The 26,998-nt window shown below is 66.1% G+C and carries 20 protein-coding genes; 6 read left to right on the forward strand and 14 right to left on the reverse strand.

Translation table 11 applies throughout. The features are described 5' to 3' along the window. Positions 1–209: 209 nt before the first annotated feature. A complete protein-coding gene (locus KF791_08525) occupies positions 210–758 on the forward strand; it encodes a hypothetical protein (protein MBX3732624.1) in 549 nt (182 codons plus the stop codon). A gap of 217 nt (positions 759–975) precedes the next feature. Here the strand turns inward: KF791_08525 and KF791_08530 are convergent, their stop codons facing one another. The 3 genes from KF791_08530 to KF791_08540 all read right to left on the reverse strand — a co-directional run bounded on the left by KF791_08530 (position 976) and on the right by KF791_08540 (position 6,255). Beyond that, complete coding sequence (locus KF791_08530; GenBank protein ID MBX3732625.1) at positions 976–4,017, reverse strand: efflux RND transporter permease subunit; 3,042 nt, start codon at positions 4,015–4,017, stop codon at positions 976–978. Between the two features lie 106 nt (positions 4,018–4,123). Further along, a complete protein-coding gene (locus KF791_08535) occupies positions 4,124–5,572 on the reverse strand; it encodes a HAMP domain-containing protein (protein MBX3732626.1) in 1,449 nt (482 codons plus the stop codon). Next, on the reverse strand, positions 5,569–6,255 hold the full coding sequence (locus KF791_08540; GenBank protein ID MBX3732627.1) for a response regulator transcription factor: 687 nt from the start codon (positions 6,253–6,255) through the stop codon (positions 5,569–5,571). Before KF791_08540 ends, KF791_08535 begins: the two co-directional genes overlap by 4 nt. A 211-nt stretch (positions 6,256–6,466) precedes the next feature. Here KF791_08540 and KF791_08545 point away from each other — a divergent pair, with 211 nt between their 5' ends. Beyond that, complete coding sequence (locus KF791_08545; protein ID MBX3732628.1) at positions 6,467–7,132, forward strand: PEP-CTERM sorting domain-containing protein; 666 nt, start codon at positions 6,467–6,469, stop codon at positions 7,130–7,132. Here KF791_08545 and KF791_08550 read toward each other — a convergent pair. Beyond that, positions 7,129–8,502: an MBL fold metallo-hydrolase gene (locus KF791_08550; GenBank protein ID MBX3732629.1), complete on the reverse strand. Its 1,374-nt coding sequence runs from the start codon at positions 8,500–8,502 to the stop codon at positions 7,129–7,131. The two genes, KF791_08545 and KF791_08550, sit on opposite strands and share 4 nt — an antisense overlap. A 76-nt stretch (positions 8,503–8,578) precedes the next feature. Here KF791_08550 and KF791_08555 point away from each other — a divergent pair, with 76 nt between their 5' ends. Together KF791_08555 and KF791_08560 are read left to right on the forward strand one after the other, a co-directional pair. After that, positions 8,579–9,163: a thioredoxin family protein gene (locus KF791_08555; protein MBX3732630.1), complete on the forward strand. Its 585-nt coding sequence runs from the start codon at positions 8,579–8,581 to the stop codon at positions 9,161–9,163. 22 nt (positions 9,164–9,185) lie between these two features. Then, the gene (locus KF791_08560) at positions 9,186–10,481 is read left to right on the forward strand and encodes an amidohydrolase family protein (protein ID MBX3732631.1); all 1,296 of its coding nucleotides are present in this window, start codon (positions 9,186–9,188) and stop codon (positions 10,479–10,481) included. A 15-nt stretch (positions 10,482–10,496) separates the two neighbouring features. On the opposite strand, the gene KF791_08565 is transcribed toward KF791_08560, so the two are convergent. Both KF791_08565 and mutS read right to left on the reverse strand, forming a co-directional pair. Then, on the reverse strand, positions 10,497–11,783 hold the full coding sequence (locus tag KF791_08565) for a PQQ-like beta-propeller repeat protein (GenBank protein ID MBX3732632.1): 1,287 nt from the start codon (positions 11,781–11,783) through the stop codon (positions 10,497–10,499). 69 nt (positions 11,784–11,852) lie between these two features. Beyond that, positions 11,853–14,504 carry a DNA mismatch repair protein MutS gene (gene mutS, locus KF791_08570; protein ID MBX3732633.1) on the reverse strand — a complete coding sequence of 884 codons (2,652 nt, stop codon included), beginning with the start codon at positions 14,502–14,504 and terminating at the stop codon, positions 11,853–11,855. A 468-nt stretch (positions 14,505–14,972) separates the two neighbouring features. Here mutS and KF791_08575 point away from each other — a divergent pair, with 468 nt between their 5' ends. Next, entirely contained in the window at positions 14,973–15,692 is a 720-nt protein-coding gene (locus KF791_08575; GenBank protein ID MBX3732634.1) for a 3'-5' exonuclease, read from the forward strand. Between the two features lie 14 nt (positions 15,693–15,706). On the opposite strand, the gene KF791_08580 is transcribed toward KF791_08575, so the two are convergent. Next, positions 15,707–16,495 (reverse strand): menaquinone biosynthesis protein, encoded by a 789-nt coding sequence (locus KF791_08580; protein ID MBX3732635.1) that lies wholly within the window; start codon positions 16,493–16,495, stop codon positions 15,707–15,709. A 151-nt stretch (positions 16,496–16,646) separates the two neighbouring features. Between KF791_08580 and KF791_08585 the strand changes: the two genes are divergently transcribed. Beyond that, positions 16,647–17,660, forward strand: a complete 1,014-nt coding sequence (locus KF791_08585; GenBank protein MBX3732636.1) for a methyltransferase domain-containing protein — start codon at positions 16,647–16,649, stop codon at positions 17,658–17,660. On the opposite strand, the gene KF791_08590 is transcribed toward KF791_08585, so the two are convergent. The 7 genes from KF791_08590 to KF791_08620 all read right to left on the reverse strand — a co-directional run bounded on the left by KF791_08590 (position 17,647) and on the right by KF791_08620 (position 26,990). Further along, positions 17,647–18,447: a dienelactone hydrolase family protein gene (locus KF791_08590; protein ID MBX3732637.1), complete on the reverse strand. Its 801-nt coding sequence runs from the start codon at positions 18,445–18,447 to the stop codon at positions 17,647–17,649. The two genes, KF791_08585 and KF791_08590, sit on opposite strands and share 14 nt — an antisense overlap. Before the next feature lie 16 nt (positions 18,448–18,463). Continuing rightward, complete coding sequence (locus KF791_08595; protein ID MBX3732638.1) at positions 18,464–19,129, reverse strand: intradiol ring-cleavage dioxygenase; 666 nt, start codon at positions 19,127–19,129, stop codon at positions 18,464–18,466. 59 nt (positions 19,130–19,188) lie between these two features. Beyond that, a complete protein-coding gene (locus KF791_08600) occupies positions 19,189–19,950 on the reverse strand; it encodes a hypothetical protein (GenBank protein MBX3732639.1) in 762 nt (253 codons plus the stop codon). A gap of 125 nt (positions 19,951–20,075) precedes the next feature. After that, on the reverse strand, positions 20,076–23,186 hold the full coding sequence (locus KF791_08605; GenBank protein ID MBX3732640.1) for a HEAT repeat domain-containing protein: 3,111 nt from the start codon (positions 23,184–23,186) through the stop codon (positions 20,076–20,078). 71 nt (positions 23,187–23,257) lie between these two features. Further along, complete coding sequence (locus tag KF791_08610; GenBank protein MBX3732641.1) at positions 23,258–23,989, reverse strand: hypothetical protein; 732 nt, start codon at positions 23,987–23,989, stop codon at positions 23,258–23,260. A gap of 52 nt (positions 23,990–24,041) precedes the next feature. Beyond that, complete coding sequence (locus KF791_08615; GenBank protein MBX3732642.1) at positions 24,042–25,379, reverse strand: MFS transporter; 1,338 nt, start codon at positions 25,377–25,379, stop codon at positions 24,042–24,044. Between the two features lie 12 nt (positions 25,380–25,391). Continuing rightward, complete coding sequence (locus KF791_08620) at positions 25,392–26,990, reverse strand: hypothetical protein (GenBank protein MBX3732643.1); 1,599 nt, start codon at positions 26,988–26,990, stop codon at positions 25,392–25,394. Between the last annotated feature and the right edge of the window lie 8 nt (positions 26,991–26,998).

A 26,998-nucleotide genomic window follows, 5' to 3' on the forward strand; every position in this document is an offset into this window, starting at 1 on the left:
GTACCGGAGCAACAACGATACACTCTCCTTCACGACTGCCGCGATAATCGCTGCCACGATCCAGTTGGCGTTCTCCATCGGTCAAAAATGCCCGGCACACTTGGAGGCTCGACGATCGCCCACCGTGAGCGGTCCAGAGACTCGGGAGTGAGCAAGCACGACCGGGTTTCACGGTTCAAGGAAACTCAAGACCTCTGGTGCGCCGAAGCGTGAAACGTGGAGCGGCAAACTCAGCACAGCGATCGCCTCGGCGCCAGCAGACTCCCCAGGAGATTCGGGACACCATCCTGGGTTTCATCGGGCGCCATTTCTACGGGGGCGATCACGTCGCCGTGGCCAAGGATACTCCGCGCCTCCTCCGGTGGGTCGTTTTGAAGCCGGCTGAATGGCTGGACGAACGGGGGGTCACGATCTCGGCTGACTCCTATCGAGATCTGTTCCTCGACTCGAGATCCGGGGTGCTGATGGAGGCCATCCGACACGGTGACATTGGGTCGATCCGGTACCGGCCGGCCTGGCTGGGCCAGGTGGTGGACTCCTACCTCCGGATCCGCGGTGATCGTCTCTACGAGTTGGCCAAGCGCCACCAGGCGTCCCTCGTGGGTGACCTCATGGCTCAAGTCGTCGCGGCCGTTGGCGGCCGGACCCCCGAGAGTCGTCCAGACCCAGTCAGACAGCTGGCCCAGGCAGCGCACCTGCTCAAGCCGGCGATGCGTCGGCCTCGGCCGCGCCAAGACTCTCAGCTTTTCCTCCTCTGACGGCCGCCGCCCGCCGGGTGCAAGGCTCGTGCAGACCCCTTGCATCCGCCATCTGGCGCCCTGCAAACGTTTACCGAACCTTCGCAAATCCGGCCATTTTCGGCCAAAGTTTACCAAACCTCGCGATTCTGGACTTCGCCGTTGTAAAGCGTTGATTTCCGGCGCTTTCCGGTGGAATTCGGCGGATTCCGGCCCTTACCCGACCTCGCTCGAAGACTCAACGACCCAGGGGGGCTGTCTGGTCGCCCCCCTCCCCGAGGCCGAGCGCCAGCGGGATCATGCCCGCAATCATTGCGCAGCTGGTCATGAGGATCGCCCGCAGCCGTTCCCGCGCACCCTGCACCGCCGCCTCGGCGCGGTCGGCGCCCGCGGCCCGCGCCATCTCGGCGAAGGTGACGAGCAGGATCGAGTTCGCCACCGCCACGCCAACGGCCATGATGGCCCCAATGGCGGACTGGAGGTTCAGCGTGGTGCCGGTCATCCACAGCATCAGGACCACTCCGGCAAGAACCGCCGGAACCGTGGACACCACCGCCAGCGCCAGCCGGAGCGACTGGAAGTTTGCGGCCAGCAGGAGGAAAATCGTGAGGATGGCGAGGACGATGCCGGAGCGAAAACCATCCAGCAGCTCCTGCAATGGCACCACCTGGCCCCGGAGATCCACCCGGGTTCGCGCCGGCGGCGACCCGAGTCCGGCGAGTGCCGCAGTGATCTCCTTGTTGACATCGCCGAGGCTCGTCCCGTGGAGGTTGGCGGTGACGCTGACCACCCGCGCCATATTGTAGCGCTCGTACTGCCCGACGGCGGTGCCCGGCGTGACGCTGGCCACATTGCGGAGGAGCGTGGAGCGTCCGTCGCCGCCGGCGATCGGGACGTTCCTCAAATCCTCCAAGGACGCGGTTTCGGTCTGCGGGATCTGGACCTGGACCGAGAACGCGATGCCCGAACCCGGATCCGCCCAGTACACCGGCACGGTGAAGCGGCTGGAGGTCGTTGCCGCCACCAGGGAGCGGGTCACGTCGCTCATATTCACGCCCAGGAGGCCCGCCCGTTCGCGGTTGACATCCACCTCCACCGTTGGGAAATCGAGGGATTGCGCAATCTGCACATCCCGCAGGGCCGGGATCCCGCGGAGCCGCGTGGCAACCTTCTCCGCAAACTCCCGGTTGGCCGGGAGGCTTGGGCCGCTCACCGCCACCTCAACGGGCGTCGCCGACCCAAAACTCATGACCCGGCTGACAATGTCGCTCGGCTCGAACGAGACCCGAAGCTCCGGGAGCTGCGCCGCAAACGCACTGCGCAGCCGCTCCCGCAGCTCGGGGATTGGGATCCGGGCTTCCGGCCGGAGCTGGATGGACAGATGTGCCTCCTCAGGGCCGCCATTCCAGAGATGGATCAGGTTCACCGGATAGTTCGGTGCATGCACCCCGGCCAGTCCCAGCGTCAGGGCCACGTTGTCCGGACCGGCCTCCCTCCCGATCAGGTCGAGGGCTTGAAGGGCGAACTGTTCCGTGACCTCGACGCGCGTTCCTGCTGGAGCCCTCAGGCGCAGGGCGAGCTGGCCGGAATCCACGGTCGGGAAGATCTCCGTTCCGAGCCGGCGGCCTAGCCCCACCACCACACCGAACGTCAACCCCAGGTAAACGGGGAGGAGCCCATGGCGGAGCCGGACCACGCCGCGCAGCAGGCTCCCATACGCCGTCAGCACCCCGGCAAGTCCACCGCGGTCCGGCGGTTGCGGCTCCGTCGGATGCGTTCCGCCACCCGGAGGACCCGGACGGCGGAGCCACCAGATGCTGAGCACCGGAACCAGGGTGCTGGAGAGCAGGAATGACGCGATCATCGAAAACCCCACCGCCAGGGCGAGGGGCACGAAAAGGGACCGGGCGGCCCCCTGCATGAAGACCGCCGGGAGGAACACCGCAAGAACGCAGAGCATGGCCAGAAGCCGCGGCAATGCCGTTTCACGCGTCGCCTCAAGGGCCGCCCGGGCCACGGACGCGCCCCGGTGCAGATGGGTATGGATGTTCTCCACCGTCACCGTGGCCTCGTCCACGAGAATTCCCACGGCGAGGGCGAGTCCGCCAAGCGTCATCAGGTTGATGCTCTGTCCGCTGACCCAAAGCGCCATCGAGGCCGCGAGGAGCGCCAGGGGAATGTTGATCACCACGATGAAGGCGCTCCGCCAGTCGCGCAGAAACAGCAGCACCATCAGGCCGGTCAGGACGGCGCCGACCGCACCCTCCTTGATCAGGTCCCGGATGGACCGCCGGACCACCGGCGACTGGTCAAATTCATAGGTGACCTCGATGTCCTCCGGCACCACGGACTGAAATTGCGCAAGATTCTTGCGGACGAGCTCCACCACGGAAAGCGTCGAGGCGTCCGCGCGCTTGGTGACCGGCAGGTATACCGTGCGCCGGCCGTTCACCAGGGCATAGCTGGTGACCAGGTCGCTGCCGTCCTCGACGGTTGCCACATCGCGCAGAAACACTCCCGCGCCTCCTTTGACACGAAGCGGAACCGCCTCCAGGTCCCTGATGTTCCGGACCACGGCGTTGACCGGTACCAGCGGATAGTGGTCCCCCAGGTTCATGTTGCCCGAGGGACTCACCAGATTGGCCTGGGTTAATGCGGTGACGATCTCGTCCGGTGTCACGTTGTAAGCCCGCATCCGGTCCGGCTTCACATTCACCAGGATCGTCCGGGCGCTGCCGCCGAAGGGGGGCGGCGCGGAAACCCCGGGAAGGGTCGCGAAGAGCGGCCGCACCAGGTTCAGGGCCGCATCCTGCATCTGCCCCACGGTCCGACTGACGTTGGTCGTCGAGAACACCAGATAGCCGACGGGCACGCTTCCAGCGTCGAAGCGGGTCACGAACGGCCCGGGCGTTCCCGGCGGCATGAAGGCGCGCGCCCGGTTGACGTAGGCCACCGTCTCGGCCATCGCGGACGCCATGTCCGTACCGGGGTGGAATTGAAGCTTCATCAGGCTGGCGCCCTGGATGGATTTCGACTCCACGTGCTCGATGCCGGTGATGTAGAGGAAGTGGTATTCGTAGTAGTAGGTGAAATACCCCTCCATCTGCGCCGGATCCATACCGCCATAGGGCTGGGCCACGTAAATGGTTGGAATGCCCAGCGGCGGGAACACGTCGCGGGCCATGCGCGTCAGGGCAAACGAGGCCCCGAGGATCACGGCCACCACCAGAACCATCACCGAAAGCGGCCGGCGCAGGGCAACGTGGAGGACGGAATGCATGTCGCGAAAGGCCGGGGTGGCTCTGACAGCACAGCCTGCGGTGCCTTCGGGAACTATGTTGAGGAAACCCCCCGGCCAACCCCACCGCAGAATCCTGAAGATTTCTTCAGGAACCTCCGCGATCCCCGCGAAGCCTGCAACGTCCCGCCACCGGCCTCACCCCCGGACCGCGCACCGGCAGGCCGATCTCGAAGCGACAACCCCGACCCGGCTCACTGGACAGCACGATGCGCCCGCCGAGGAGTTCAACGGATGACCTGGCGATGGCGAGTCCGAGTCCCGCGCCGCCCTCCGGACGGGTGCGCGACTTCTCAACACGATAAAATCGCTCGAACACCAGTTGCTGGTGCTCCGGCGCGATTCCGGGTCCCTCATCCATGATGGCGATGACCGCGAGAGGGCCCCGGAGGAAGCACTGGATCGCAACCCGGGATCCCTGAGGACCATGACGGATGGCGTTGTGCAGGACGTTCATCACCGCCTGACGCAGGAGCATCCGGTCGGCGGTCACCAGCAGTCCCGGATGGGCGGTGCACTCGATGGTCTGCCGTTTCTCGGCGGCCAGCACGCCGAGGCAGTCGCCCACCTCCCGGACCAGCGCCCCGACCGGCACGGCCTCCAGCCGCGCTGACCACCGGCCGCCCTCGACGCGGGCCAGCAGCAGCAGGGAATCGGCAAGGTCATGCAACCGCTGCACCTCCTCCAACATGCTGCCCAGCGTTTCCCGGAGGGCCTGAACATCGCCGGGGTTCCGCAGCGCCACCTCCCCGACCGCCCGCAGTGCCGTCAGGGGAGTCCGCAATTCATGGGACGCGTCGGCCGTGAACCGCCGGAGGGAGTCAAAAGAGTTCTCCAGCCGCTGCAGGGTCTCGTTGAACACGGTCGCCAGGCGGCCGAGTTCATCATGCGGATTCGGGTTGGGCAGACGCTCGCCCAGGGATTCGGAGGTGATCCGGCACGCCTGTTCCGTCATCGCGCGGATCGGGCGGAGCATCCACCCCGCCATGACGTATCCCCCCAGCGCCGCCAGCATCGCGACCACGGGCACTGCCAGGGCAAACCCCATCAGGATCTCCCGCAGGGTGCGGCGCAGTCCCGATTCGTCGCGGAACACCCGGAGAAGTACTTCGCGTCCCCCAATCCGGGCTGGCTGCTCCAGTGCACGTGCCGAGCTTCCCGTGTCCAGCGGGAGGGTGTGGAACTGCCGCGCCTGGTCCGCCGGCGGCCGTCCGGAGATCCCGCCGCGGGCCGGCCAGTGGCGCAGCAGCAGCCCCCCGCCCGCCCAGACGTCGAACCAAGTGTCCGCATAGCCCGGACTATCCGGGGAGGCCGGACTATCCCTTTTCCATCGGATGCCCCCCGCAGCGTCCGCCTCCAGGTGCGCCTCGATGAGGTTCCAGTCAATTCCGAGCTGGCGGTCCAACTCGACGTGCAGCCGGTGCCCGATCCGCCAGTAGACCGCCGGCGCCAACCCCAGAAGGATCCCGCTCGCGACCGCGGTGAACCACACAGCTAGCCGGAACTGGAGGGATTGGCGCCGCCACCAGGATCTCATGGCTGCAGTTCCTCCCGCAGCATGAAGCCGACGCCGCGCACCGTCTGGATCAGCCGCGAGCGACGCCCCTCATCCAGCTTCTTACGCAGATGCGCCAGATGCACGTCCATGACGTTATCGAGCGGAGTAGCCCGATTGGGATCGCGCCACACCTGCTCGGCGAGCATCTGCCGGGTGACGACCTGGCCCTCGTGCCGCGCCAAGCAGACCAGCACATCGAATTCGCGCGGCGTCAGCATCATCTCCTGTCCTGAGCGCCAGACTCGGCGTGCTGGGATTTCCAGCACCAAATCCCCGACCTGCCGCCGCAGCACCTCATCCGGAGTGCTGCGCCGAAGCAGCGCTCGAATGCGGGCCAGCAGTTCAGCAAAGGCGAACGGCTTCACCAAGTAGTCATCCGCGCCGCCATCCAGGCCCACGACCCGGTCCTCGACGGCATCCCGGGCCGTCAGCAACAGCACCGGAGGCCTTGGATTCCTGCCACGCAGTGCGTTGAGAATTTCAAGGCCGTCCCGTCCCGGCAACATCCAGTCCAGCACCACCAGGTCGAATCCCCCGGCGTCCAATTGAACCCATCCATCGTCGCCTGTCCCGGCAACGGCGGTCTCATGGCCCTCCGCCTCCAAGCCACGGACAATGGCCTGGGCCGTCTTCGCGTCATCCTCAATGACCAGGATCTTCACCGGTTCGAGACTCGCGACGCCGCCGGGTTTGGCCAAGCGCGTGCTGCCCAGCGCAGCAAACGACGTTGGTCGAGCAGCGCCTTTGCAACATTGCCTTCCCGCCAGCCGGGCAACTCCGCGTTCCAATGCCACAAGTTTGAAGGCAATCCCGGGCGCTTGAATCGCAATCCGCCGCTTGGCGCGCCGGCAGGATTGGCCCAGATTCGCGGCGATGAAACTGCGAATTGGTGCGGCTCTTGCCGCCGCTCTGTCCGGATCGGCCGCCCTGGCGGCCACCAACGGGTTCTACGTCCCCAGCTTTCGGGGGGAGCCCGGGTCCCGGGCGGGATACTGGGAGTCCTTCACCGTCGCCGTCGGCGCGCCGGGAAATCTCGCCGAGTTCGGCAACGACACCACCTCGGTCCTCGTCCAGTCCGCCCCGGGAGCCATCGTCCTTGGTTCCGGCAACATCTACAACCTGGCCGGGGTCAGCGATTTCACCCTCTCCTATTCGGGGGGCGGCCCCGTCGGTGCCGTCGTGCTGCAGGTCCGGACCTCCGGCACGGAACTGGATTATGGCGCCGTTTCGCTCAACTACGGCTCCGGAAGCCTGTCGGCGACCCGCGTTGAGCTGGACCGTTCGGCATTCGGAACCCCCGGGGTTCCGGGCCCCCAGGGATTCAACGTCTCCTCGGCGTGGGAATGGAACCTCGCCCCGCTGAACGTTTCCACCTACACGATCCAGTTCTCGGCCGCGGAGGACAGCCTGAGCCTCGATTCCCTGACGCTCGATACCCAGGTGGTTCCCGAGCCGGAAACCCTGGCCCTCGCAGCCCTCGGTTTGGGCGCGCTGATGCTGACTCGTTGGCGGCGGATTCGCGGTTCCATCACCGCTTAGGCGACCCGGACCGTGGCCGCCGGGCCGGGTTGTTCCACCCGGATCCGGGGCCATCGCGCATGGATTTGCGCCGCAAACCACGCGCGCGCCGGGGCGTCGCCGTGTCCCAGGATCACGGTGTGAGGATTCACCTGGCCGACAAACTCCAGCAGGTCCTCGCGATGCGCATGGGCGGTCAGATCGAACTCCTCGAGACGACACCGGCGGGTCAGCTCCCCGCCCGAGGCGCTGAAAAGGAATGGTTCCCCTTCCGGGGCGGCACGCAGACGGCCCGCCGGTGATGCCGGATCGGCATAGCCTACGAAGAAGATTCCGTTCCGCGCGTCGCCCGCCATCCGCAGCGTGAGATCATGCGCCCCGGTGTTTTCGCTCATCATTCCGGCGGTCATGACGAAGAGGCGTCCGGATCCGAGCCGTCCCGAGGCCACCTCGCGGGGATTCATGACCGTCAGGTTCAGGGCCTCGGTCAGACGGAGGTTGCTGTGAGACCGGTGGGTCCGGTGGGCCTGCAGGTCGTAGATTTCGGTGAAGACCCTTCCCAATCCGCCGATGTGGACCGGACGCGGTCGGAGCCGGCCGGTGCGCATCCAGATGGCGAGTTGGGCGAGCATCTCCTGAGTCCGCCCAAGGGCAAAGGACGGGATCAGCACGTTCCCGCCGGCCCCCAGGACCGCTTCAATGGCCGTGACCATTCGATCCAGCTCCCCCTCACGCGTGAGTCCCGGCACCGGCTCCCGGGCGCCCCGCGTGGTCTCGAGGATCAGCACGTCGGCCTGCACATCCTCGAACCGGGCCTTCCGCAGGAGCGTCTGGTCGTGAAAGCACACATCCCCGCTGTAGAAAAGCGTCTCCCGTGCCCCCCGAAGCATCACCCCGGCCGCGCCCAAAGTATGCCCGGCGTCATGGAACTCCAGCGTCGGCGAAACGCCCTGCCCGTTGGGAAAGGCGACCCAGGCGTGCTCTCGGTTGTAAGGCAGTCCCTGGAAGCACGCGGCGAGGTCGTCCACCTCCTCATGCGAATACAGCGGGTACTCCCGGATTCCGAGCTCCTCGCGCTGACGTTTCATCACGTTGACCGAGTTATGGAGCACGCGCTCCACGAGGAAGTAGCTCAGGTCGGTCATGAACACCGGGGCGTGCGGAAAATGCCGCATGGCGACCGGAAGCGAGCCCACGTGGTCGTGGTGGCAGTGGGACACCACGACCGCATCCACATCGGCATCCCCGGCCGCCTCATACAACGGGAGTCCCTCCCGGCCATCCCGGCGCGGATGGGTGCCGGCATCCAACAACAACCGGTGGCCGTCCAATTGGACCATCCAGGCGCTGGCGCCGATGTCGGCGTCGGGATTGAGATTCGTGATCTGCATTCCGCAGCGTGAGGCTGAAGCGGTCCGGCACCAACCGGGAATTGCGTTGGGGGCGCATTCTCCGTTCAATCGGGGGATGGCCTTGACGCCCTCCACGATGCTGCCGCTCGGGACGCCGGCACCCGCGTTCCGACTGCCCGAGCCCGCCACCGGACGCCAGGTCTCGCTGACCGATTTCAGCGTCGCCCCGGCGATGGTCGTTTCCTTCCTTTGCAACCATTGCCCGTACGTGTTGCACCTGAGGGCCGCGCTGGCGGAGTTCGGACGCGAATGCGCGCGTCGGGGCGTGGCGTTCGTGGGCATCAACGCCAATGATGTTGCGCGGTATGCGGAGGATCGTCCCGAGCGAATGGCCGAGTTTACCCGCACCTCCGGCTGGACCTTCCCCTACCTGTTCGATGAGTCGCAGGAGGTGGCGCGCGCCTACAAGGCGGCCTGCACTCCGGACTTTTTTCTTTTCAACCCTTCCCGCGAGCTCGCGTATCGGGGTCAGTTTGACGACTCGCGGCCGGGGAATGGGCGTCCGATCACCGGTGCCAATCTGCGCGCGGCGCTTGAGGATGTGCTTGCCGGACGTCCGGTCTCCGGGCCCCAACTGCCCAGCCTGGGCTGCAACATCAAGTGGAAGCCCGGAGCGGAGCCCGCGTATGCGCAACCCTAGAGATCTTCAAGGTCCCAAGTTGATGAAGGCACTCCTCTACTCCTCGCTGGCCGGGTTGCTCTTGCTGCCGGCAGGCGCCGCCTCGCTGCAAATCATCAATGCCACCCTGCACACCGCTGCGGGACCTGTGCTTACCAACGCCTGCCTGCGGGTCCGCGACGGCAAACTGGCCTCCGTCGGTGGCGACCCTGGTCCCGCAGACCGCACGCTGGACCTTCAGGGACTCCACCTCTTCCCGGGTTTGATCGCCCCGACAACGATCCTGGGACTCCAGGAGATTGACGCGGTCCGGGCCACCCGCGACACCACCGAGGTGGGGGCCTTCACACCGGAGGTCACTTCGTGGGTTTCGGTGAATCCGGACTCCGAGTTGATCCCGGTGGCCCGTGCAAACGGTTACACCCACGCCCAGCCCATCCCGCTTGGTGGTGTGATCAGTGGACGGTCTTCGGTCATCGCGCTCGCCGGCTGGACGGTGGAGGATCTGGTGGTGGAGCGGGATGTCGGCCTCCACGTTTTCTGGCCGGAGTTCACACTCAACACGACCCCCAAGGAGCGTTACGCCAATCCGGATGACTGGAAATCGCCGGAGGACCAGGCGAGGGATCGTGACCGCCGGATCCGGGAGATTGACGGCTTCTTTTCCGAAGCGGAGGCCTATGCCAGGGCACGGTCCGCCCCCGGGGACGACAGGGCCGCCACCTTGGTGCCGGCATGGGAGGCCATGCTGCCTGTGATCCGCGGGGAAAAACCCGTCTTCCTGCACGCCGATGAATACCGCCAGACCCGTTCCGCTGTGGAGTGGGCAGCGCGCCGCAAGTATCGGGCGGTGCTGGCCGGTGGCCGCGACGCCGCCCGCGTCGCAGCGCTTCTGGCCACCCACCAGATTCCAGTGGCCTACGAGCATCAGTTCACCCTGCCACCACGGGAGGAGGATCCGTACGACATCCAGTTCACCACGCCGGCCCTGCTCCACCGGGCGGGGGTCAAAATTGCGTTCAGCGAGGGTACCGGACGCTTCGGCGCCTCCACCGTGCGCAACATCCCGTATGCCGCTGCGCAGGCGGTGGCTTTTGGTCTGCCGGCCGCCGAGGCCCTCCGCGGCCTGACGCTGTATCCGGCTCAAATCCTGGGCATCGCGGACCGTCTGGGGTCGCTTGAGCCGGGCAAGGATGCCACATTCTTTGCGGCGGACGGCGACATCCTCGACATCCGCACCCGGGTCAAGCGCCTCTGGATCGGCGGCGAGGAGGTGCCACTTTCCAGCCGCCACACCCAGCTTTACGACAAGTTCCGCAATCGCCCGCGTACGCCGTGACGTGCGGACCAGGCTTCAGCGGGATGCCGCACGATCCTCGGCCAGACACCACAGTGCGGTCTCCGTGCGAAGAAAGATCCGCCCATCCGACAGGGCCAGGGTTGAGTTGGAGGGCTCCCCGACCGGGTTGACGGAGATCACTTCAAATTTTGGCGCCGAACGGAGCACCAGGGTGTCGCCCGACTGATTCACGATGTAGAGCCGGTCGCCTGAGAGCACGGGCGACGACCACGTCTGGGAGCTTGCACCGCTGGCCGGCAGGCGTTCCTCCCAAACCACCTCACCGGTGGCCAGCTCCATGCACTGCCCGAACCCGTCGGTGAGACTGGAGTACAGGTGGCCGTCCCGGACCACGGGGGTTCCAATGCAGTGTTTCTTGAGACGGCGCTCGTAATGAAGCCGCCGGTCGGTGACATCCCCTGCGCCACCGGGCTTGATAAAAATCGCACTCCCAAAGAACCCCCCGAGGATCGCCACGGTTCCATCAGCGTAGATCGGTGACGCATAGACCAACGGGTTCATGCCATCCGCGCTCCACAGCGGGCGTCCGGTGTCCCGGTCAAAGGCCCGCAGCCGGTTGACCACCGGCAGGATCACCTCCTGGCGCCCTGCGGCGGGGACCACCAACGGGGTGCTGAAGGTTCCGATCATCCCGTCGCTTTGTCCCGCGAAGCCGTCGAACCGCTCCGGCGGGTGTTCCTCCTTCAGCGGCACCGACCACCGCTTCTCACCGGTCCGCTTGTCCAGCGCCCAGAGCGTCGAGAACTCGCCCGGGCCATGATAAACGATCACCAGATCGCCGGAGAGGACCGGAGACGAGCCCTGTCCCCAAGTGTGCCGCTGGCGCCCCAAGTCGGTCCGCCAAAGTTGGCGGCCCTCCAGATCGTAGGCCACCACGCCTGCCGAGGCGAAACTGGCGACCACCCGCTCACCATCCGTCACCGGCGAGGCAGCACAGTGCGGATTGGTCTTGTGGCGCGGATCCGCCTCGTCGTAGTCCACACCCTGCTGCCAGAGCGGGCGTCCGGAGTCCCGATCGAATGCCATCACCGTGCGACGCCGACCGTCGTCAACGGCCTGGGTGACAAATACGTGATGGCCCCAGACGATGGGGGAGGAATTTCCAGCCTCCGGCAGCTCTGCCCGCCAGCGAACGTTTTTCTCGCGGCTCCACGCGACCGGGAAGTTCGTCTCCGACGTTGTCCCATCCTGGTTCGGGCCCCGCCATGATGGCCAGTTGGCGGCAGGGAGAAGGCCCGGGGTGACGAGGCTGAGAATGGCAATCCACAGGTGGCGTCTCATGGGAACAGACAACCCGATTTTGCGATCCGGGTCGAGCCGCGATTCCACCGACCCGCCGGCGGGATGTCCTTAAGTCCCACCCAGGAAGAGATCGAGTTGCGACCCGGGCTGCAGCCGGCGAAAGGGCTCGCGACGCGCCCGCCGGCGGCGTCCGTCCGCCTCGGCAGGATCTGCCGGCGTCCCTCCGGACAGCCCGGCCTGAAGATTGAGTTCGGCCTCTTCCAGCACCCGGAGAATCTCCCGGGCCCGGGCAATCACCGGTGGCGGCACCCCGGCGAGGCGCGCGACCTGGATGCCGTGGCTTTTGTCAGTGGCCCCAGGCTGCACCTTCCGCAGAAACACCAGCTGTTCGCCATATTCCCGCACCGCAACATGGAAATTGCGCACCCGCGCGAGCACCGGCGGTCCCGGCGCCGGAGCCGGAGTCCCGGACGCCGGATCAACCGGCGTGGAACCGAGTTCGGTCAACTCATGATAGTGGGTGGCGAAGAGGGTCTTGGCTCCGACCTGATGATGAAGATGCTCCACGATGCTCCATGCCAGGCTGAGCCCGTCGAAGGTACTCGTGCCACGGCCGATCTCGTCAAGGATCACCAGGCTTCGGCGGGTGGCGTTGTTCAGGATGTTGGCCGTCTCGCTCATCTCGACCATGAACGTGCTCTGCCCCCGGGCCAGATCATCGCTGGCACCGATGCGGGTGAAGATGCGGTCCAGCAAATCCACCCGTGCCGCCCCCGCCGGGACACAGGCCCCGGTGTGCGCCAGCAGGGCCAGCAGCGCCACCTGCCGGATGTACGTGCTCTTGCCGGCCATGTTCGGGCCCGTGATCAGCGCGATCTGGGACGCCGCGGGATCGAGGTCCGTGTCGTTCGGCACAAACCGTTCGCCCGGGTTGGCGCTGTCGAGGACCGGATGCCTTCCGTCCCGGATCCGAAGCAGCCCGGCGTCCCCGACTTCGGGCCGGACCCAGTCCCGGGTCCGGGCCGTCTCGGCAAAGGATGCCAGGACATCAAGTTGCCCGACCGCCAGCGCCGTCCCCTGGATCCGTCGCAGTTCTCCAAGCACCTCGCTGCGCACCTGCTGGAACAGGTCATGTTCCAACCGCGTCGCCCGCTCGTCCGCACCCAGGATCCTGGACTCCATCGCCTTCAGCGCTTCGGTGATAAACCGCTCGCCGGTGGAGACGGTCTGCTTGCGCACCCATTCCAGCGGCACCTTCGAGAGGTGAGCCCGGGTCACCTCCAGATAATAGCCGAACACCGAGTTGAAGCCGACCTTGAGCGACGGGATGCCCGTCCGTGCGCTCTCCTCCTGCTGCAACTGCGCCAACCACTCCCGTCCCCCGCGCGCCGCGGCCCGGAGTGCGTCCAGCTCCGGACTATACCCGTCGCGGATCATGCCGCCTTCCCGCACCGTCAAGGGCGGCTCGTCCTGGATGGCTACCTTCAAAAGGTCCACGAGCGCCGGCAGGTCGGCGAGATCGGCGGCCAGGTGTCCCAGCAGGGCCTGAGCCTCCGCCACGGGTTCCGGCTGAATCAACTCACGCGCCCGGGGCTTGGCCGCCGCCTGGACCACCAGGTCGCACAGCCCCGGCACCTGTTCGAGGGCGATGCGCAGGGCCACCAGGTCCCGCGCGTTGCCCGAGCCCAGGCTCAGTCGCGACAGGGTCCGCTCGAGATCACGCACCTCCGCCAGACGCGCGCGAAATCCCGCCAGAGTCTCCGGAGATCGCTGCCAGGCCGCCACGGCCTCCTGGCGCGCCTCGATGCCCGCAACGGAAGCCAGGGGCTGTGTGAGCCAATCGCGCAGGCGCCGCGCTCCCATCGGTGTCGCGGTCCGGTTCACCGCGGCGAACAGCGTCAGATCCCGCCGGGCGTCCGCACGGAGTGGCTCGAGAATCTCCAGGTTTCGCAGGGACACGGCGTCCAGGACGAGGTGGTCTCCAGTCCCGTAATACGTCAGGCGCGTGAGATGGGTGACGTCCCGACGCAACTGATGCACCAGGTAGTGGAGCACGGCACCAGCGGCCCCCGTCGCGGCGGCCCGCTGCCGCAGGCCATAGCCGTCGAGCGATGCCACCTTGAAATGATCCCGGAGCGTGAAAACGGCCGTCTCCTGCTGGAAGGTCCAATCCTCATAAGCCACGCGCTGCGGCCCCGTGCCGCGGCTCGCGCCGGCAGTCCCGGAATCCCCGGTCTCCACGAGTTCCTTCAAGTCCGCCGATTCCGCCGGATGAAGCAGTTCCGCGGGACGCAATCGCTCGACCTCCGCGAGAAACGCCCGGGGGTCGTCGGTTTCCGTCACCCTGAAATCCCCTGTGGTCAGGTCCACACAGGCGAGACCAAACGTGCCACCCTGGAAGCACGCCGCGGCCAGGAAGTTGTTGCGGTCCGCGTGGAGGAGTCGCTCGTCGAAGTGGGTTCCCGGGGACAGGATCGCGGTGACTTCACGCTCCACAAGCCGTCCCGGGCGCGCCTCACCCGCCTGGTCGCACAGCGCCACCTTGCGACCGTGGCGCAGCAGGCGCCCAATGTATCCGGGAGCCGCATGGTAGGGCAGGCCGCACATCGGGACTCCGTTGCGACGGGTCAGCGCCAGGTTGAGCAACTGTGCGCCGGTGACGGCGTCCTCAAAAAACAGCTCGTAGAAATCCCCGAGGCGAAAGAGCAGCAGCGCATCATGCGGCAGGCCCGACTTGATGCGCCGGTACTGCGCCATCATCGGAGTCACTGGGGATTCGCCGGACGCGGACATTGCGCCTTCGAGCGTAGGGACGCCCCCGTTCGAGGCAAGGCAGCGGGCCCCATCGGGGCAACCCCATTCCTTGAAAATTGTTTTGCGAAATTGCTGGCGCCCCGACACGGCGCTTCGTTACAACCACCTAACATCTTCCGGAACCAACAGCATGCTTCCCTACTTAAACGCGGTGTCAGTCGCCGCGATGAAGATGTTTGAATGGAGGTGAGAGGAATGCCCCCGAAAAAGAAAGCAGCCCCGAAAAAGGCGGCGAAGCCCGCCGCCAAGAAGAAACCGGCCAAGAAGAAATAGGCCGCCCGAGGGTTAGACCCGCCGGGACGGGCGCCGTGCGTTGCGCCGTTGCGCAACCCGGGCTGCCCCGTCCCGGTTGCTCCCCCGCCCCCGCCGGCCGGCTGAATCGCCGGCGGGATTGACTCCGCTCCCCGAACTCCCATGGCCCACCTGGTGTTCGACATCGAAACCTCCGCCCTCGGCCTGGAGCATTTCGACGAAACCCAGCAGGAATACCTGTTCCGCGAGGCTTCGCGCCTGGAGGACCCGGCGGAGCAGGCCCGACGTCGTGCCGAGATCACCCAGCAGTTCAATCTCTGGCCCCTCACCGCCCAGGTCGTCTGCATTGCCATGGTCAACGCCGACACCGGCAGGGGTCAGGTGCTGTACCAGTCCGACGATTTCGAGGAAGAACTCGACTCCCCCGGTGGCGTCGAATTCGCGCCCCAGGCGGACGAATCTGAACTCCTGACCGCCTTTTGGGATGTCGCCCGCCGTTACGACCAGGTGGTGACCTTTAACGGGCGGGGCTTCGACGTCCCGTTCCTTTATCTTCGCTCGGCGCTGCTCAATGTGCCGATCACGCGGAAGGACTGGCTTGGCTACCGGTATCAGATCGAGCCGCACTGCGACCTGGCCGAGCAATTCACATTCTACAACGTGAGCGGACGGGACGGCGCGGCCCGCAGGTTCAACCTCGACTTCTACTGCAAGTCCTTTGGCATTCCCTCCCCGAAGGCCGATGGCGTCACCGGCATGGATGTCAACGACCTCCTGGCCGCCGGACGCCACCGTGAGATCGCCGAGTACTGCCTCCGCGACGTGGTTGCCACCGTGGCCCTGTTCCGAATCTGGCGGGAACGATTGATGGGCATCAAGTAAGGCCTGTCCCCACCTCAGAACCATCGCACCGTAACGGCCGGCCGGCCGCCATACTGCCCGAGCAGCGCCGCAAAATGTGCCAGCCCGGCCTTCTCACGATCCCCCACGACATACCGGATGTGTCCGCCAAGATAGGCTTGGCGGAAGGCCCTGTCGTACTCGGATCGCGTGGCCACCAACTCCGGGAGCGCCGCCATTCCTGCCGCCGCCGCCGCCCGAAGGCCATCCGCGAGCGCCGGCTCCGCGACGTCCTCCCGAACAGCCCACACCGCATACACGAACGGCAGTTCCGTAAGTTCCTTCCATGCGGATCCGAGATCCCAGAGCGTGTGCGGCGGCCCCGACCGCCGGAATGCGATCGCCGCATTTCCGATCAGCAGCACGGCATCCCGGAAGACCGCGTCGGAATAGGCGCCTAGCGCCTCGAACCGGGGATGGATCCCGCGCGCCGCGAGCAGCATCCTCATCAACTCCACGCTCGTTCGCGACGCCGGATCCACAAAGACCCGATCCACGGCTTCAAGGGCAGGACGATGCGCCAAGATCACGCTGGCCACCTCCCCATGGGAGACGATGCCCACGCCATCCACGACCCTGTAACCGGGAAACAGGAGCGATTCCGTGACACTGACGAGGGCGGCATCCAGCCGATTCGCATGCAACTCGTCCGCGAGCCGCGAGGGCGGGAGCAGGGTCACCCCGGATCCAAGGGCGTGCGTCAACGGTACCGCATTCAGATACGGCACCGAACCGATCCTGAATCGTTCCGTCAGTCCCTCGCAGACATGCATCGCGGAAGACATTACCCCCGAATTCGGGATCGTTCGGAGAAAAAGCAACTCGCTCGTCCTCCGGGCAGCGCCCGCAGATTTTTGTGACAGCCGCTTAACCATCGGAAGCCGCCGCCATACCCTGCGCGACATTCACCCCTCCCCGGGTGGGCCTGCGGACGTCATGAGACTTGAGCATCAACCCTTGTTGGTCTGTCCGGCATGCCGGGGGCCGTTGGCCCTGGGCACCGGACCGCAACTTGCCTCCGATCACGTCATGGAAGGCGCGCTGGACTGTCGCGCCTGCCCGGCCAGTTATCCCATCCGCGGCGGCGTGCCGCGGTTCGTCCCCGAGGCCAACTACGCCGCAGGGTTTGGCCTGCAGTGGAACCGGCATGCCGCCACCCAGCTCGACAGCTTTACCGGGCTTCCTCTGACCGAGAACCGGTTCTTTAGCGACACCCGGTGGCCGCGCCAGCTCGACGGACAAACCCTGCTGGAGGCGGGGTGCGGTGCGGGCCGCTTCACCGAGATTGTGGTGCGCACCGGCGCCCTCCTGGTGTCGCTCGACTACAGCGCTGCAGTGGACGCCAATTTTTCCTCCAATGGACATCATCCGAACCTGCTGATCGTCCAGGGGGACATCTATGCGATGCCCTTTGCCTGCGCCTCCTTTGACCGGGTGTTCTGCCTGGGCGTCCTGCAGCACACACCCGACGTCCACCGCTCCTTCCAGCAACTGCCCCGTTTCCTCAAGCCAGGAGGGCACCTCGCCGTGGATGTGTACCGGCGGTTCCCGTGGTGGAAACAGTGGACGATCACCAAGTACTGGGCGCGGCCCATCACCCGCAGGATTCCCCCGGAACGGCTGTACCCGTTGGTGGAGCGCTACGTGCGCACCCTCTGGCCTCTCACCCGCGGGTTGCACCGCTTGCCGTACGGTCGGAATCTCAACTGGAAACTGCTCATCGCCGATTACCAGGGGATGTATCCGCTGTCGCCAAACCTCCTGGAGGATTGGGCGGTTCTCGATACCTTCGACATGCTCGCCCCCGCCTACGACGACCCACAGACTCCGGAAACGATTCGTTCCTGGTTTCTGGAGGCCGGTCTGCAGGACGTGGAGCTTGCGGACGGATCGAACGGAGTCGTCGGTCGCGGCCGAAAACCCGCGGGACCCGGTCCTACAGCTTCCTGAGGACCTCGCGCCACCGCTTCCAGGCCTCCTCGCGCGCCTTGCGGTTGGCCTCGGTGGCATCCGGCGCCTCGCCCGATCGCATGAATCCGTGGCCGGCGCCCTCGTAGACCACCGGTTCATAGACCTTGCCCACGCGCTCCATCAATTCCCGGCTGGTTGGAATTGTCGCATTCACCCGGGCATCGTCGCTGCCGTAAAAGCCGTACACCGGGCACTCGATCCGGGCGAGTTCCGCAGGCAGGTCCGGTCCGGACCCGTAGAACACGAATGCCGCCTTCACCTTGCGGTTGTTCGTGGCGAACCGGAACGTCTGCGATCCGCCCCAGCAGAAGCCCCCAACGGTCACCAACCCACTGGATGCAGGCAACGCCGCCACATGCGCCACCACGGCATCCAGATCCGCGGTCACCTGGTCCGGGGGCAATCCTGACACCGCACGCCGGACCATGTCGCCGCCGCCGAACTCAGGGGTCCCACCACCACCTGGGGCCATGCCCGACAACAAGTCCGGCGCAATGGCGATAAAGCCCGCCTCCGCAAGCTGGTCCACCACGCCACGTACCCAGTCTGAGAGCCCGAAAATCTCATGGATCACCACCACTGCCGGCGCCTTCTCGCGAGCCTGGGGATACCCAAGGAAGCAGTTCACCTCCCGGTCCCCATGCTTCACCTTCACCCACTCCAGGTGCCGCGGTGAATTCTCCAGGCGTGGCTTTGCCCAGTCCTGGGCCCGCAGCGCAGGGGTAACCAACGCCAGCAGGGCCAGAAGCGAAAGGACGGGTCTCATTGGATGCATCCGAAGGTTACAGCTGCGGCGTCCAACCCAGCAGGATGTCAAACCGGGCCGCCTGTTCGCCGGCGACCGCGCCCGGCAGCGAAACGAAATCCACCGTCACGAGGTCGCGAAGCCTCGGATCCTGCAGGCCCTTCCAGATGCCGTCCGTCTCGTTGCCCGGATGCCCCTTGATGTAGCACTGGGTCGTCAGCAGCTCTTTCCCGGCCCGCTTGACCTTGTAATGGATGTGCGGGGTCCGCCCGGGGTAGGGGACCGGCCGAATGGTCCGAAACAGGTACTCCCCGGACGTTCCGGTCAGGAACCGCCCGAATCCCTGAAAGTTGCCGTCGCGACGCGCCCCGTTTTCCGAGCCCGGATGCAGATACACGCCGTGGTCGTCGCACTGCCAGATCTCGACGAGTGCGTTTCGGACCGGTTCGCCGCGGCCATCGAGGATGCGGCCGCTCACGTAAGTCACCACTCCGGCGGCGGGAGTCAGGGAATCGTTGACCACGAGCAGGTCATTGTCCGTGTCCAGCGGCAGGGGCTTGGGGTAAAAGGGCCCCTCGGTCTGCGCCGGTGTCCGAAGCAACTGTTCCGCGTAGAGACCCGGAACCGTCCACAAGGCTGTTGCACCAAGGAGGGCCCGGCGCAGAAAGCGCCGCCGGGGCGCAGGATCGAGAAGGGTTGACATGGGAAGACGCGTCCTAGGAATGGGGGAAGGGCGCCGGAAACCCCGGCGCCCTTCAAGACTCAAGACAACTTCTTTTGCACGTCCTCCGGAGCCGCGATTCGGGTGCTGCCGACGTCCTTGATCTCCACGGTCGTGGTCCGGTTGATGTCGCGGCTGTTGCCGTTGAACTCCATGGATCCCTGAACCTGCAACTCATACTTCACCAGGGCGCCATCCTTGAGCCAGAACCGAACCGTGCCTCTTTCGTCGGAACTGGATGGCCCCCCCCCGCCGCCACGCCGCGGCGTGCGCACCAGGAACTCCTTGGCCCCCTCCGGTGTCAGCGTCCCGGTGATTTCGTCACCCGATTTCTTCCAGTCCCTGACCTTGCCCGCAAGCTCCTGGGCTTCCACCGCGGGCGCTTTGTAGCCCTGAAGCGTCCACGCCAGCATTCTGCCGGGATTTCCCCGTCCTCCGGGTCCCTCCCCGCCGCCACTCGAGAGTTCGTCAGCCGACTTCCACCCATCCGGCGTCTTCACCGCAGACTTGTCGCCCTTCAAATAGGCCTCGGTCGTGGAGTCTCCGCGGCTCATGGTGAGCTGAATCAGACCTTCCTTGTCGGCCTTGCCGTCGGTCGGGCCCTGCCGCATCCGCCCGCCACCCCCCCCGCCCCCGCCTCCCCCACCCGGTTCACTGGTGGAGCGCCAGGAATAATTTGGTGCGTCCGCCAGCTTCCGGACGGCCGCCAGGACGTCGTCCTTTGGGCCGGCATCGGCGGCGTTGAGGGTGGTGCCAAGGCCGAGCAGGACGGCCGACAAGAGTGCAGGTGACCAGGTCTTCACGAGGATGAGGTTGCTGTAATTGAGGAACACAAATGGCCTTCCAAGCCCCGGGGCGGTTCGCCCGAGGGTGTTATCGGAAGACGGTATCTCCCATCGAGACTTTCCCGGGAGGCGTCTGGTTACATCTATTGCCAGCGGACCGCCTTGACGAACAGCAGCAGGTCCGCCAGTTCCTGCCGGCTGAGCTGTTCGTCCAGTCCGCCGGGCATCACGCTGATCCCCCCCGGCTCCATTGCAGCGATGTCACTCCTGCGAATCCGCTGCACTGCCCCGGGACCGGTCACCACCGTCACCTCCTCGGACGACTCGCTCCGGACGATGCCCTGGATCTCCTCACCGTCCCGCAGGGAGATCCGGGTTGGTTCGTAGCTGCGGACGAAACTGAGGCTGGGATAGACAATGGATTCCAGCAGATCGCGTTCACTCCGCACCTCGCCAATCCGGGTGAGCTCGGGTCCCACATCTCCGCCGAGGTATCCGATCCGGTGGCAGGAGGCACAGGCCGCCCTGGCGCCATTGAAGACCTCCTGACCGCGACGAATGTCCCCCTTCATTTGTTGCAAACTTTCCAACAGGACATCCAATCGCGCTGCCTGGCTGGCAGCGTCGGTGTGGATGCTTGCGATGTGTGCAGCAGCCTCCTCACGCACCGGTTCCGGAAACTTTGCAAAGCGCGGTGTCCATTGTCCGGGATGCAACGCCCGGGCGCTTGGGGATGCCCGGAGCGCGGCCAGTAACTGCCGTCCGAGCGCCTCGTCACCCCCGCCATCAAAGGCCGACAGCATCAGCGCCAGCTCCAAGGGCCCAGCCTCCGGGATCCGCCCGGCCAGAACCGACAGCTCCGACGGCGCCCAAGCGGACCTGGAGATCACCCGGGCCGCGGCGGCCCGCAGCTGAGGCGGATTCCCGGGATCCAGTTGGGTCAGGAGGAAGGAAAACTCCGGTCCGGACAGCACCGTCCCGGCCGCCAGCGCATCGAGGGCTTCCAACCGCAGCGCCGCCGGAAGCGCTTCGTCGCGGGCGCAGCTTCGCAGGGCCCCGGCGATTCCAGCGGATCCAGACATCGAGCGGCTTGCAGCAATCGCCGCTCGCCTGACCGGACCCGCAGGCTCCGACAAGGCCGCACACACCGCGGCCTCCCAACCTTCCGGCGGCTCCGTCAACCGGGCTGCTGACATCGCTTGCAACGCCGCCTCCCGGGTCGTCGGATCCCACCCAGGGTCCCCGGCGGCCTCCGCCAGCAACCCACGGCCCTGGGCATCCCGGGTCAACAGGGCCAACCTCCGGTTCCACGACCCGAGATCCCCCGGCCCGTGGTCTCGAAGGCGCGATCGAAACAGCGCGGCCAGCTCACCACCCCATTCCGCCCGGCTGGAGACAATCCAATCCGCAGCCGTCCGCGTCCGCTCGTCTGGATCGTCGAGAAACGGCGTCAATTCGGCAACCGTCAGACCGCCCGCTTCCATCTGGTCAAGCGCGATCAAGGCGGCACGTCGCGCAGTGGCCGACGGCGCACCCAGTCCCTTTCGGGTCTCCGCGCCGTCACCGATGCGGATCAGGGCATGGATCAGACTGTGCTGAAGAAATGGGTCCACCGCCGGACGCCCGGCTGCGGACAGCAACGCTGGCACCGCCTCGCGGGCTCCCAGGCGGCCAAGTCCTTCGGCACCTGAGCGAACCAGTGCCGGGTCTTCCGCGCGAAGCAACTGGGTCAGGGGCGCTGCCACCTCCAAATCGGGCTGCAATGACAGCGCCTTGGCCGCCACGCGGCGCGACAGCGGATCTGGATGCTCCAGTGCCTGCACGAGCACCGCACTTGCCGCAGGGGTGCCTATCTTGAAAAGGGTCCACAGCGGCTCTTGTCCGGCACCCCCGGCCCCCGGAGCCGCCGCCATCCGGCGGAGTCCGTCCACCGCCGGGTTCCCGATCCGCACCAGCCAACGGGCGGCCGCATCCCGGATGGCCCAGCTTTCATCCGACAACCCCCGGAGCGCCGTCTCCAAACCGCCGGCATCCGATACCGCAGGCCTTTGGGCTCGTCCCCACAAATCCTTCGCTCGCTCCGCTCCCTGACGACGCACCCGGTAGATGGCTCCGAGGACATCCGGCTTCACCAGCTGAGAACTCGGGCAACATAATTTGTACCAACCCCCGGTATCCACCACGAGCAGGCTGCCATCGGCATCCTCAAGCACATCCGTCGGGTGGAAATCGGGATGATCGGTTGTCATAAAATCCGCAGAGTCACAGGCCAACGAGGCGCCGTCCGGTCGAAGCGTGTGGCGGGTCACCTTGTGGAGATTGAAGGAAGTCGCGAAGAGGTTATCCCGGTACCCGGGCCCGAAAGCAGTGCCGGTGTAACGAGCCAGCCCGCATTCCGCCGACGGGCCGGCCTGATAAAACGGATGGAACAGCTCGGGACCAGTCCGGACCACCCTCCCATCCTCCAGAACTTCATTGGCCTTTCCAAACACCCCACCCTGAATGGCGTGGGCAATGCCGTCGCGAAACCCCGGTTGCGAGAAATCAATGAACGTGCTGGTAAACACTGCCTCGCCATCGGCGGTGAAGGCAACCTCCACCGGGTTGTCCATGCCGCCGGACATCACCACTTCAAGGCCGGTGCCGTCCGGACGCGCCCGATAGATATGGGCAGCCCGATCCTGCAGCGTCCGGCCGCTGCCCAGCGGATGGGTCTGCTCGGCAAAAGCCCCCTTCGTCCAGTACAGCCATCCGTCCGGACCCAGGTGAGGTCCGTGGAGGTCGTTGGCGCACCCCGTCAGCGTCCCGCCCCGGAACCATTCTTCGCGCCGGTCCGCGATGCCGTCGCCATCGGTGTCGGTGAATTTCCACAGACTCGGTGGCGCCGCGACGTACACCGAACCTTCGTGCCAAAGGCAGCCTTGGGGAAACATCACCCGGTCGGCGAACACCACGGCGTCATCGAACACCCCGTCTCCATCCCGATCGGCGAGCCGGAGGATCCGATGATCCGGGTCCTTGAGCTGTTCGGCAGGGGGCTTGTTGGATCCCGACGAATCGGTCACGTACAAATGCCCCTGGTCGTCGAAACAGGCACTGACCGGGCGGGGGGCCAGGTCGGCCCCCGCCGCCAATTCCACCGTGAAGCCCTCCGGAACGGTGAAGGTCACCGGACCGATCGTCACCACTCCCCCAACGACAAGACCGGTCGTCAGAACCAGCGTGAATGCAGCCGCAGCAGCCTGGAGGTTCATGCGCGGCCAACGCTGATCCAGACCGGAGGAAAATTCATCTCCAATTCCCCTAAAGTCCGGCCGGCTGTGCCTCACTCGGCGGTTCCCGGAGGAGCCATCTCAAGGACGATCTGCGCCCCGGCCGCGGTGACCACGATCTTGTGCTCCTGAAAACCGCACCGCCGATGGCTCGCCTCCAGTGTGTACTCCCCGGGGGGCAGCGGGGGCAGCGTGAACGCCCCCGAGGCGTCGGTGACGGCAAACCACGGGTGATCGAACACCGCAATGCGGGCGGCAAGCCAGGGGGCATTGTTTTCGCTGATCTTCACATGGAGGTCTGGTTGCTCAAAACGCACCACAAATTCGCCTCCCGACCTGACGGCGCGGTTCCATCCGCCGCCCGCCCTCGGCGCTGCCTGCAAATTGAGCGGCGGACCGCCCGCCACCTGGAACCGGACTGGTTGATTGGTGATCACCGCCAGCAGCGCCGGTTGGCAAACCGTGTTCGTGATCCTCAGGAGCGCCTCGCCATAGGGCGGGTCGAATGCGATCGCCGGCGGATCGGCGATGTAGACCAGCACCTCACCCAGGCCCCCCGTGGGGCCGACTGGGTAAGGCTGGACGAACACCGTGGCGGGCATGGTGTTCCCGAAGGATGCCGGGACCACGATCCGGCGCGGCGCAGGGACCTCGCCGGTGAACTCCACCCTCCCGCGCACCCCGGACTTCGGGGTGCGGTCCGATCGAGCCGACGGGCTCGAGCAGGACACCGCAACCAGCGCAAGCAGCAGCGGGAGCCCGACCCGGACGGTCACGGATATCATGGCGCTCCGTGTAGCTCCGTGACGCCGATCGGGCAATTGAGAAAGCCCGTGGTCAGATTCCGCGCGCCCCGGCCGCAAGCGCCGCCTTCCGGCCCCGCTGTTCATTGACGAGCAAGGTCAGCAAAAAGCCGGCAAGCACGAATCCCGTGAGGACGAGGAGCGCCGAGGGAGTCCCCGCGACGTCCTTCATCCACGCAAACGGAAAGGTCATCAGCGCCGAGAGTTTGAACACCAAACCCCACATCCCAAAGGTCTCCGCCTCGCGCCCCACCGGTGCCAGAAATCCCACAAAGGCCCGGTTGGCCGCGCCCAGCGAGCCCAGTCCAAATCCCAGCAGGTTTCCGATGAGCCATAGCGGCCAGGTCGGGACCCCGGCCCCGCCACCAGTCCGGGTTTGCACTTCGTGGTAGAAGGCGAATCCTGCAAATGCGGCCGTCGTCAGCAGCCACAAGCCCAGGAGGCCGAGGGTCATGCGGCGGTGTCCGAACCGGTCCTGATACAAGATCGGCAGCACCGTCCCGGCGATTCCGGACACCGTGATCACGGCGATGAACATCACCAGACGCACCTGGGTGAACCCAAACTCCGCGGCGAGCTTGCTCGCAAAGAAAATCACCACGCTGGTGCCGGTGCCGTAAAACAGCGACGCCCCCAGGAGCATCGCCAGGTCCCGTCGTGAGGCGGTCTCCCGCAGGGATTCCCCCAGGCGCGCGAACCCCACCGCGACGAGGCTGCGCCGGGTATGGGCCGCCGCCGGAAGGCCCGGCTCCCGCAGCCAGACCAGTGTGGGGACACAAAAGGCCAGGAACCAAAGCCCGGCAAACACGAAGAACGGCCGCCATTGATCCGGTCCGGTCCGCCCCGTGAGCACCATCGCCGCCGCCGTCGTGATCAGCAGCAGGAGTGCCGCTGCGTACGCGCAACCCCAGGAGAAGCCGCTCACCCGCCCCAGTTCACCCGGTCGCGCAAGCGACGGAAGGAAGCTGGAGAGAAAATTCTCGCCGATGGAGAACGCGAAGTTGGCCGGGATGTAGAGCGCCATCGCGAGCACCACCTGACCCGGCTGGACCAGCCCGAGCGCACACGTCAGAAGACTGCAGGCCAGACCGGTTCCCAGAAGCCACGCCTTCTTCGACGCCCGCTCATCGGCCATCGCACCGGTCACCGGCGAGGCCAGGGCGCACAACAACATGCTGCTGCCGTAGGTGATCGCCCAGAGCCGGTCGTCTATCGCATCGTCACGCACCACAACCACCGAAAAGAAGATCGAAAACAGCAGCGTGTTGATGATCAGCGTAAACGACTGGTTCGCAACATCGAAGGAGATCCAGGACCAGAGCTGTCGCTGACCGGGGAGACCCGCGAGCGGATAGAGGCGTCCGAGGGGCATCAGATGCGGGGGTCAGGGCTCCATGGCTTGGATGGGCACCGGGTCCAGCGGAGATCCGCCGGGCTCCGGAATCCGCAGTCGTTCATCGGAAAGATCCAGCCGGTAGAGCATCTGATTGTAGTCATATCTGGGTGTCTTCTCCCGGGCCGCCGAGAACGCCGCCGTGTAAGTGCCCTCGAAATACACCACCCGGCCGCCGTCCTCGTCGAAAAACGGGTGCTGGGTGGGATTGTACAGGTTGTAGGCCCGGTGGGAGACAATCCGGCGGGCGTATTTCCAGGGGCCCACCGGGGACAACGCCTCGGAGTACCATATGTCCCCCGGTTTCCCCGAGGCGATCCGGATCCACCGGCGCCGCCACGCATTCCAAAACACCGACCCCCGATGCAGCTCGACGGATGCCCCCGACCCGGCATCGAGGGTCCGCAGCCCCGGCTCGTCGCCGCGCAGGATTCCGGTGGACACCAGACGCCGTCGCGCCTCCAGGTCCAACCGGGGTGCTCCCGGGCGCCATTGCCACCTCAGGGATCCGTCCGCGTGACGGTCCACCCCGCCGGTATCGTCCACAAAGGTGAAGGATTCGTAGCGCGCCAGATTGGTGACCGCCGCCCAATTCGCCTGGACGCGATGATCCGGGTACACGAACAAATAGGCGATCGCGTCAGCCGTTGCGACGAACGGATGCGCGGAATCATGGCCTCGTCGGAGGTCCCAGCGCACGCGGGAGGTGAATTGGCGATGCTCGTCGTCCCAGACCGCGAGATGCCAGGCATAGGCGGGCTCCAGTCCCAGCTGGCTGGCAACCCTTGCCATGAGGCGTTCGCGCCCGTCGGCATCCGGCAGCACGAACACCGACTCGATCCAGTGCAGGCCCGGACCAAAATCCGGACACATTGGCGCAGTGAAGCCATCGGGGCCGACAAAATACTCCAGATCCACACCCCGCGATGGGGGGAGCCCGCCGCGGCCGGGCAGTTCCGAAGTCGCACCGGCCGCCGAGAAATTCCCCAACGGATACGAAAAGCGTTCCGTATCACCCCAGAACCAGTGGATGCGTTCCCGATACACCGCGGCGACGACCGTGTCCTGACCCGCCACCCCGCCATTGATCACCGGTTGCTGCAGCGGTACCGCGGCTCCGAGGATCACGGAGTCGCGATAGATCCCCTGACCCGTCACGCGGTAAAGCCGTTCGGCCACATCGCTCCGCTGAATCTCCACCCGGGCCAGGCCGCCGGGCTCCAATCGCAGCCGAATCCCCCGGTTGCCGAACGCATCGGCATCCACGCCGTACCCGTCGCTCTCGATATGGAAGTACACCTCCCGTCCCATCAATCCCGGCTCGGAGAACGCAATCAGCCCGTTGGAATCGGTCCAGTGGCGGATCCCGTTCACGGTGCGAAACTCCACCAGGGGCACCCCGCGTCCGGTTGCCCCATCCACCACCCCGATCCGGAACGCCGCCGCCTTCCCGCCTTCGGACGCCCCGAACCCCTCACCCAAGAGGACCATGGCCGCCGCGACCACTCGCAGCCGGTTGCCCCAAGGCCCCCGATCCAGCCCCATGCGCCGCCGAACTCGCGTGGGACTGGGACTCCGTGCGGCACTCATTCGTTGAT

Source organism: Verrucomicrobiia bacterium (assembly GCA_019634635.1).
GTDB lineage: Bacteria > Verrucomicrobiota > Verrucomicrobiia > Limisphaerales > UBA9464 > UBA9464.

Bases quoted from the DNA above. Each gene is read 5' to 3' on its own strand.
- KF791_08585 (MBX3732636.1), top strand. From the start codon at position 16,647: ATGAGACTTGAGCATCAACCCTTGTTGGTCTGTCCGGCATGCCGGGGG.
- KF791_08580 (MBX3732635.1), bottom strand. From the start codon at position 16,495: ATGTCTTCCGCGATGCATGTCTGCGAGGGACTGACGGAACGATTCAGG.
- KF791_08565 (MBX3732632.1), bottom strand. From the start codon at position 11,783: ATGAGACGCCACCTGTGGATTGCCATTCTCAGCCTCGTCACCCCGGGC.
- KF791_08615 (MBX3732642.1), bottom strand. From the start codon at position 25,379: ATGCCCCTCGGACGCCTCTATCCGCTCGCGGGTCTCCCCGGTCAGCGA.
- KF791_08555 (MBX3732630.1), top strand. From the start codon at position 8,579: ATGGCCTTGACGCCCTCCACGATGCTGCCGCTCGGGACGCCGGCACCC.
- KF791_08530 (MBX3732625.1), bottom strand. From the start codon at position 4,017: ATGCATTCCGTCCTCCACGTTGCCCTGCGCCGGCCGCTTTCGGTGATG.
- KF791_08535 (MBX3732626.1), bottom strand. From the start codon at position 5,572: ATGAGATCCTGGTGGCGGCGCCAATCCCTCCAGTTCCGGCTAGCTGTG.
- KF791_08605 (MBX3732640.1), bottom strand. From the start codon at position 23,186: ATGAACCTCCAGGCTGCTGCGGCTGCATTCACGCTGGTTCTGACGACC.
- KF791_08575 (MBX3732634.1), top strand. From the start codon at position 14,973: ATGGCCCACCTGGTGTTCGACATCGAAACCTCCGCCCTCGGCCTGGAG.
- KF791_08595 (MBX3732638.1), bottom strand. From the start codon at position 19,129: ATGTCAACCCTTCTCGATCCTGCGCCCCGGCGGCGCTTTCTGCGCCGG.
- KF791_08590 (MBX3732637.1), bottom strand. From the start codon at position 18,447: ATGAGACCCGTCCTTTCGCTTCTGGCCCTGCTGGCGTTGGTTACCCCT.
- KF791_08620 (MBX3732643.1), bottom strand. From the start codon at position 26,990: ATGAGTGCCGCACGGAGTCCCAGTCCCACGCGAGTTCGGCGGCGCATG.
- KF791_08545 (MBX3732628.1), top strand. From the start codon at position 6,467: ATGAAACTGCGAATTGGTGCGGCTCTTGCCGCCGCTCTGTCCGGATCG.
- mutS (MBX3732633.1), bottom strand. From the start codon at position 14,504: ATGATGGCGCAGTACCGGCGCATCAAGTCGGGCCTGCCGCATGATGCG.
- KF791_08560 (MBX3732631.1), top strand. From the start codon at position 9,186: ATGAAGGCACTCCTCTACTCCTCGCTGGCCGGGTTGCTCTTGCTGCCG.
- KF791_08610 (MBX3732641.1), bottom strand. From the start codon at position 23,989: ATGATATCCGTGACCGTCCGGGTCGGGCTCCCGCTGCTGCTTGCGCTG.
- KF791_08550 (MBX3732629.1), bottom strand. From the start codon at position 8,502: ATGCAGATCACGAATCTCAATCCCGACGCCGACATCGGCGCCAGCGCC.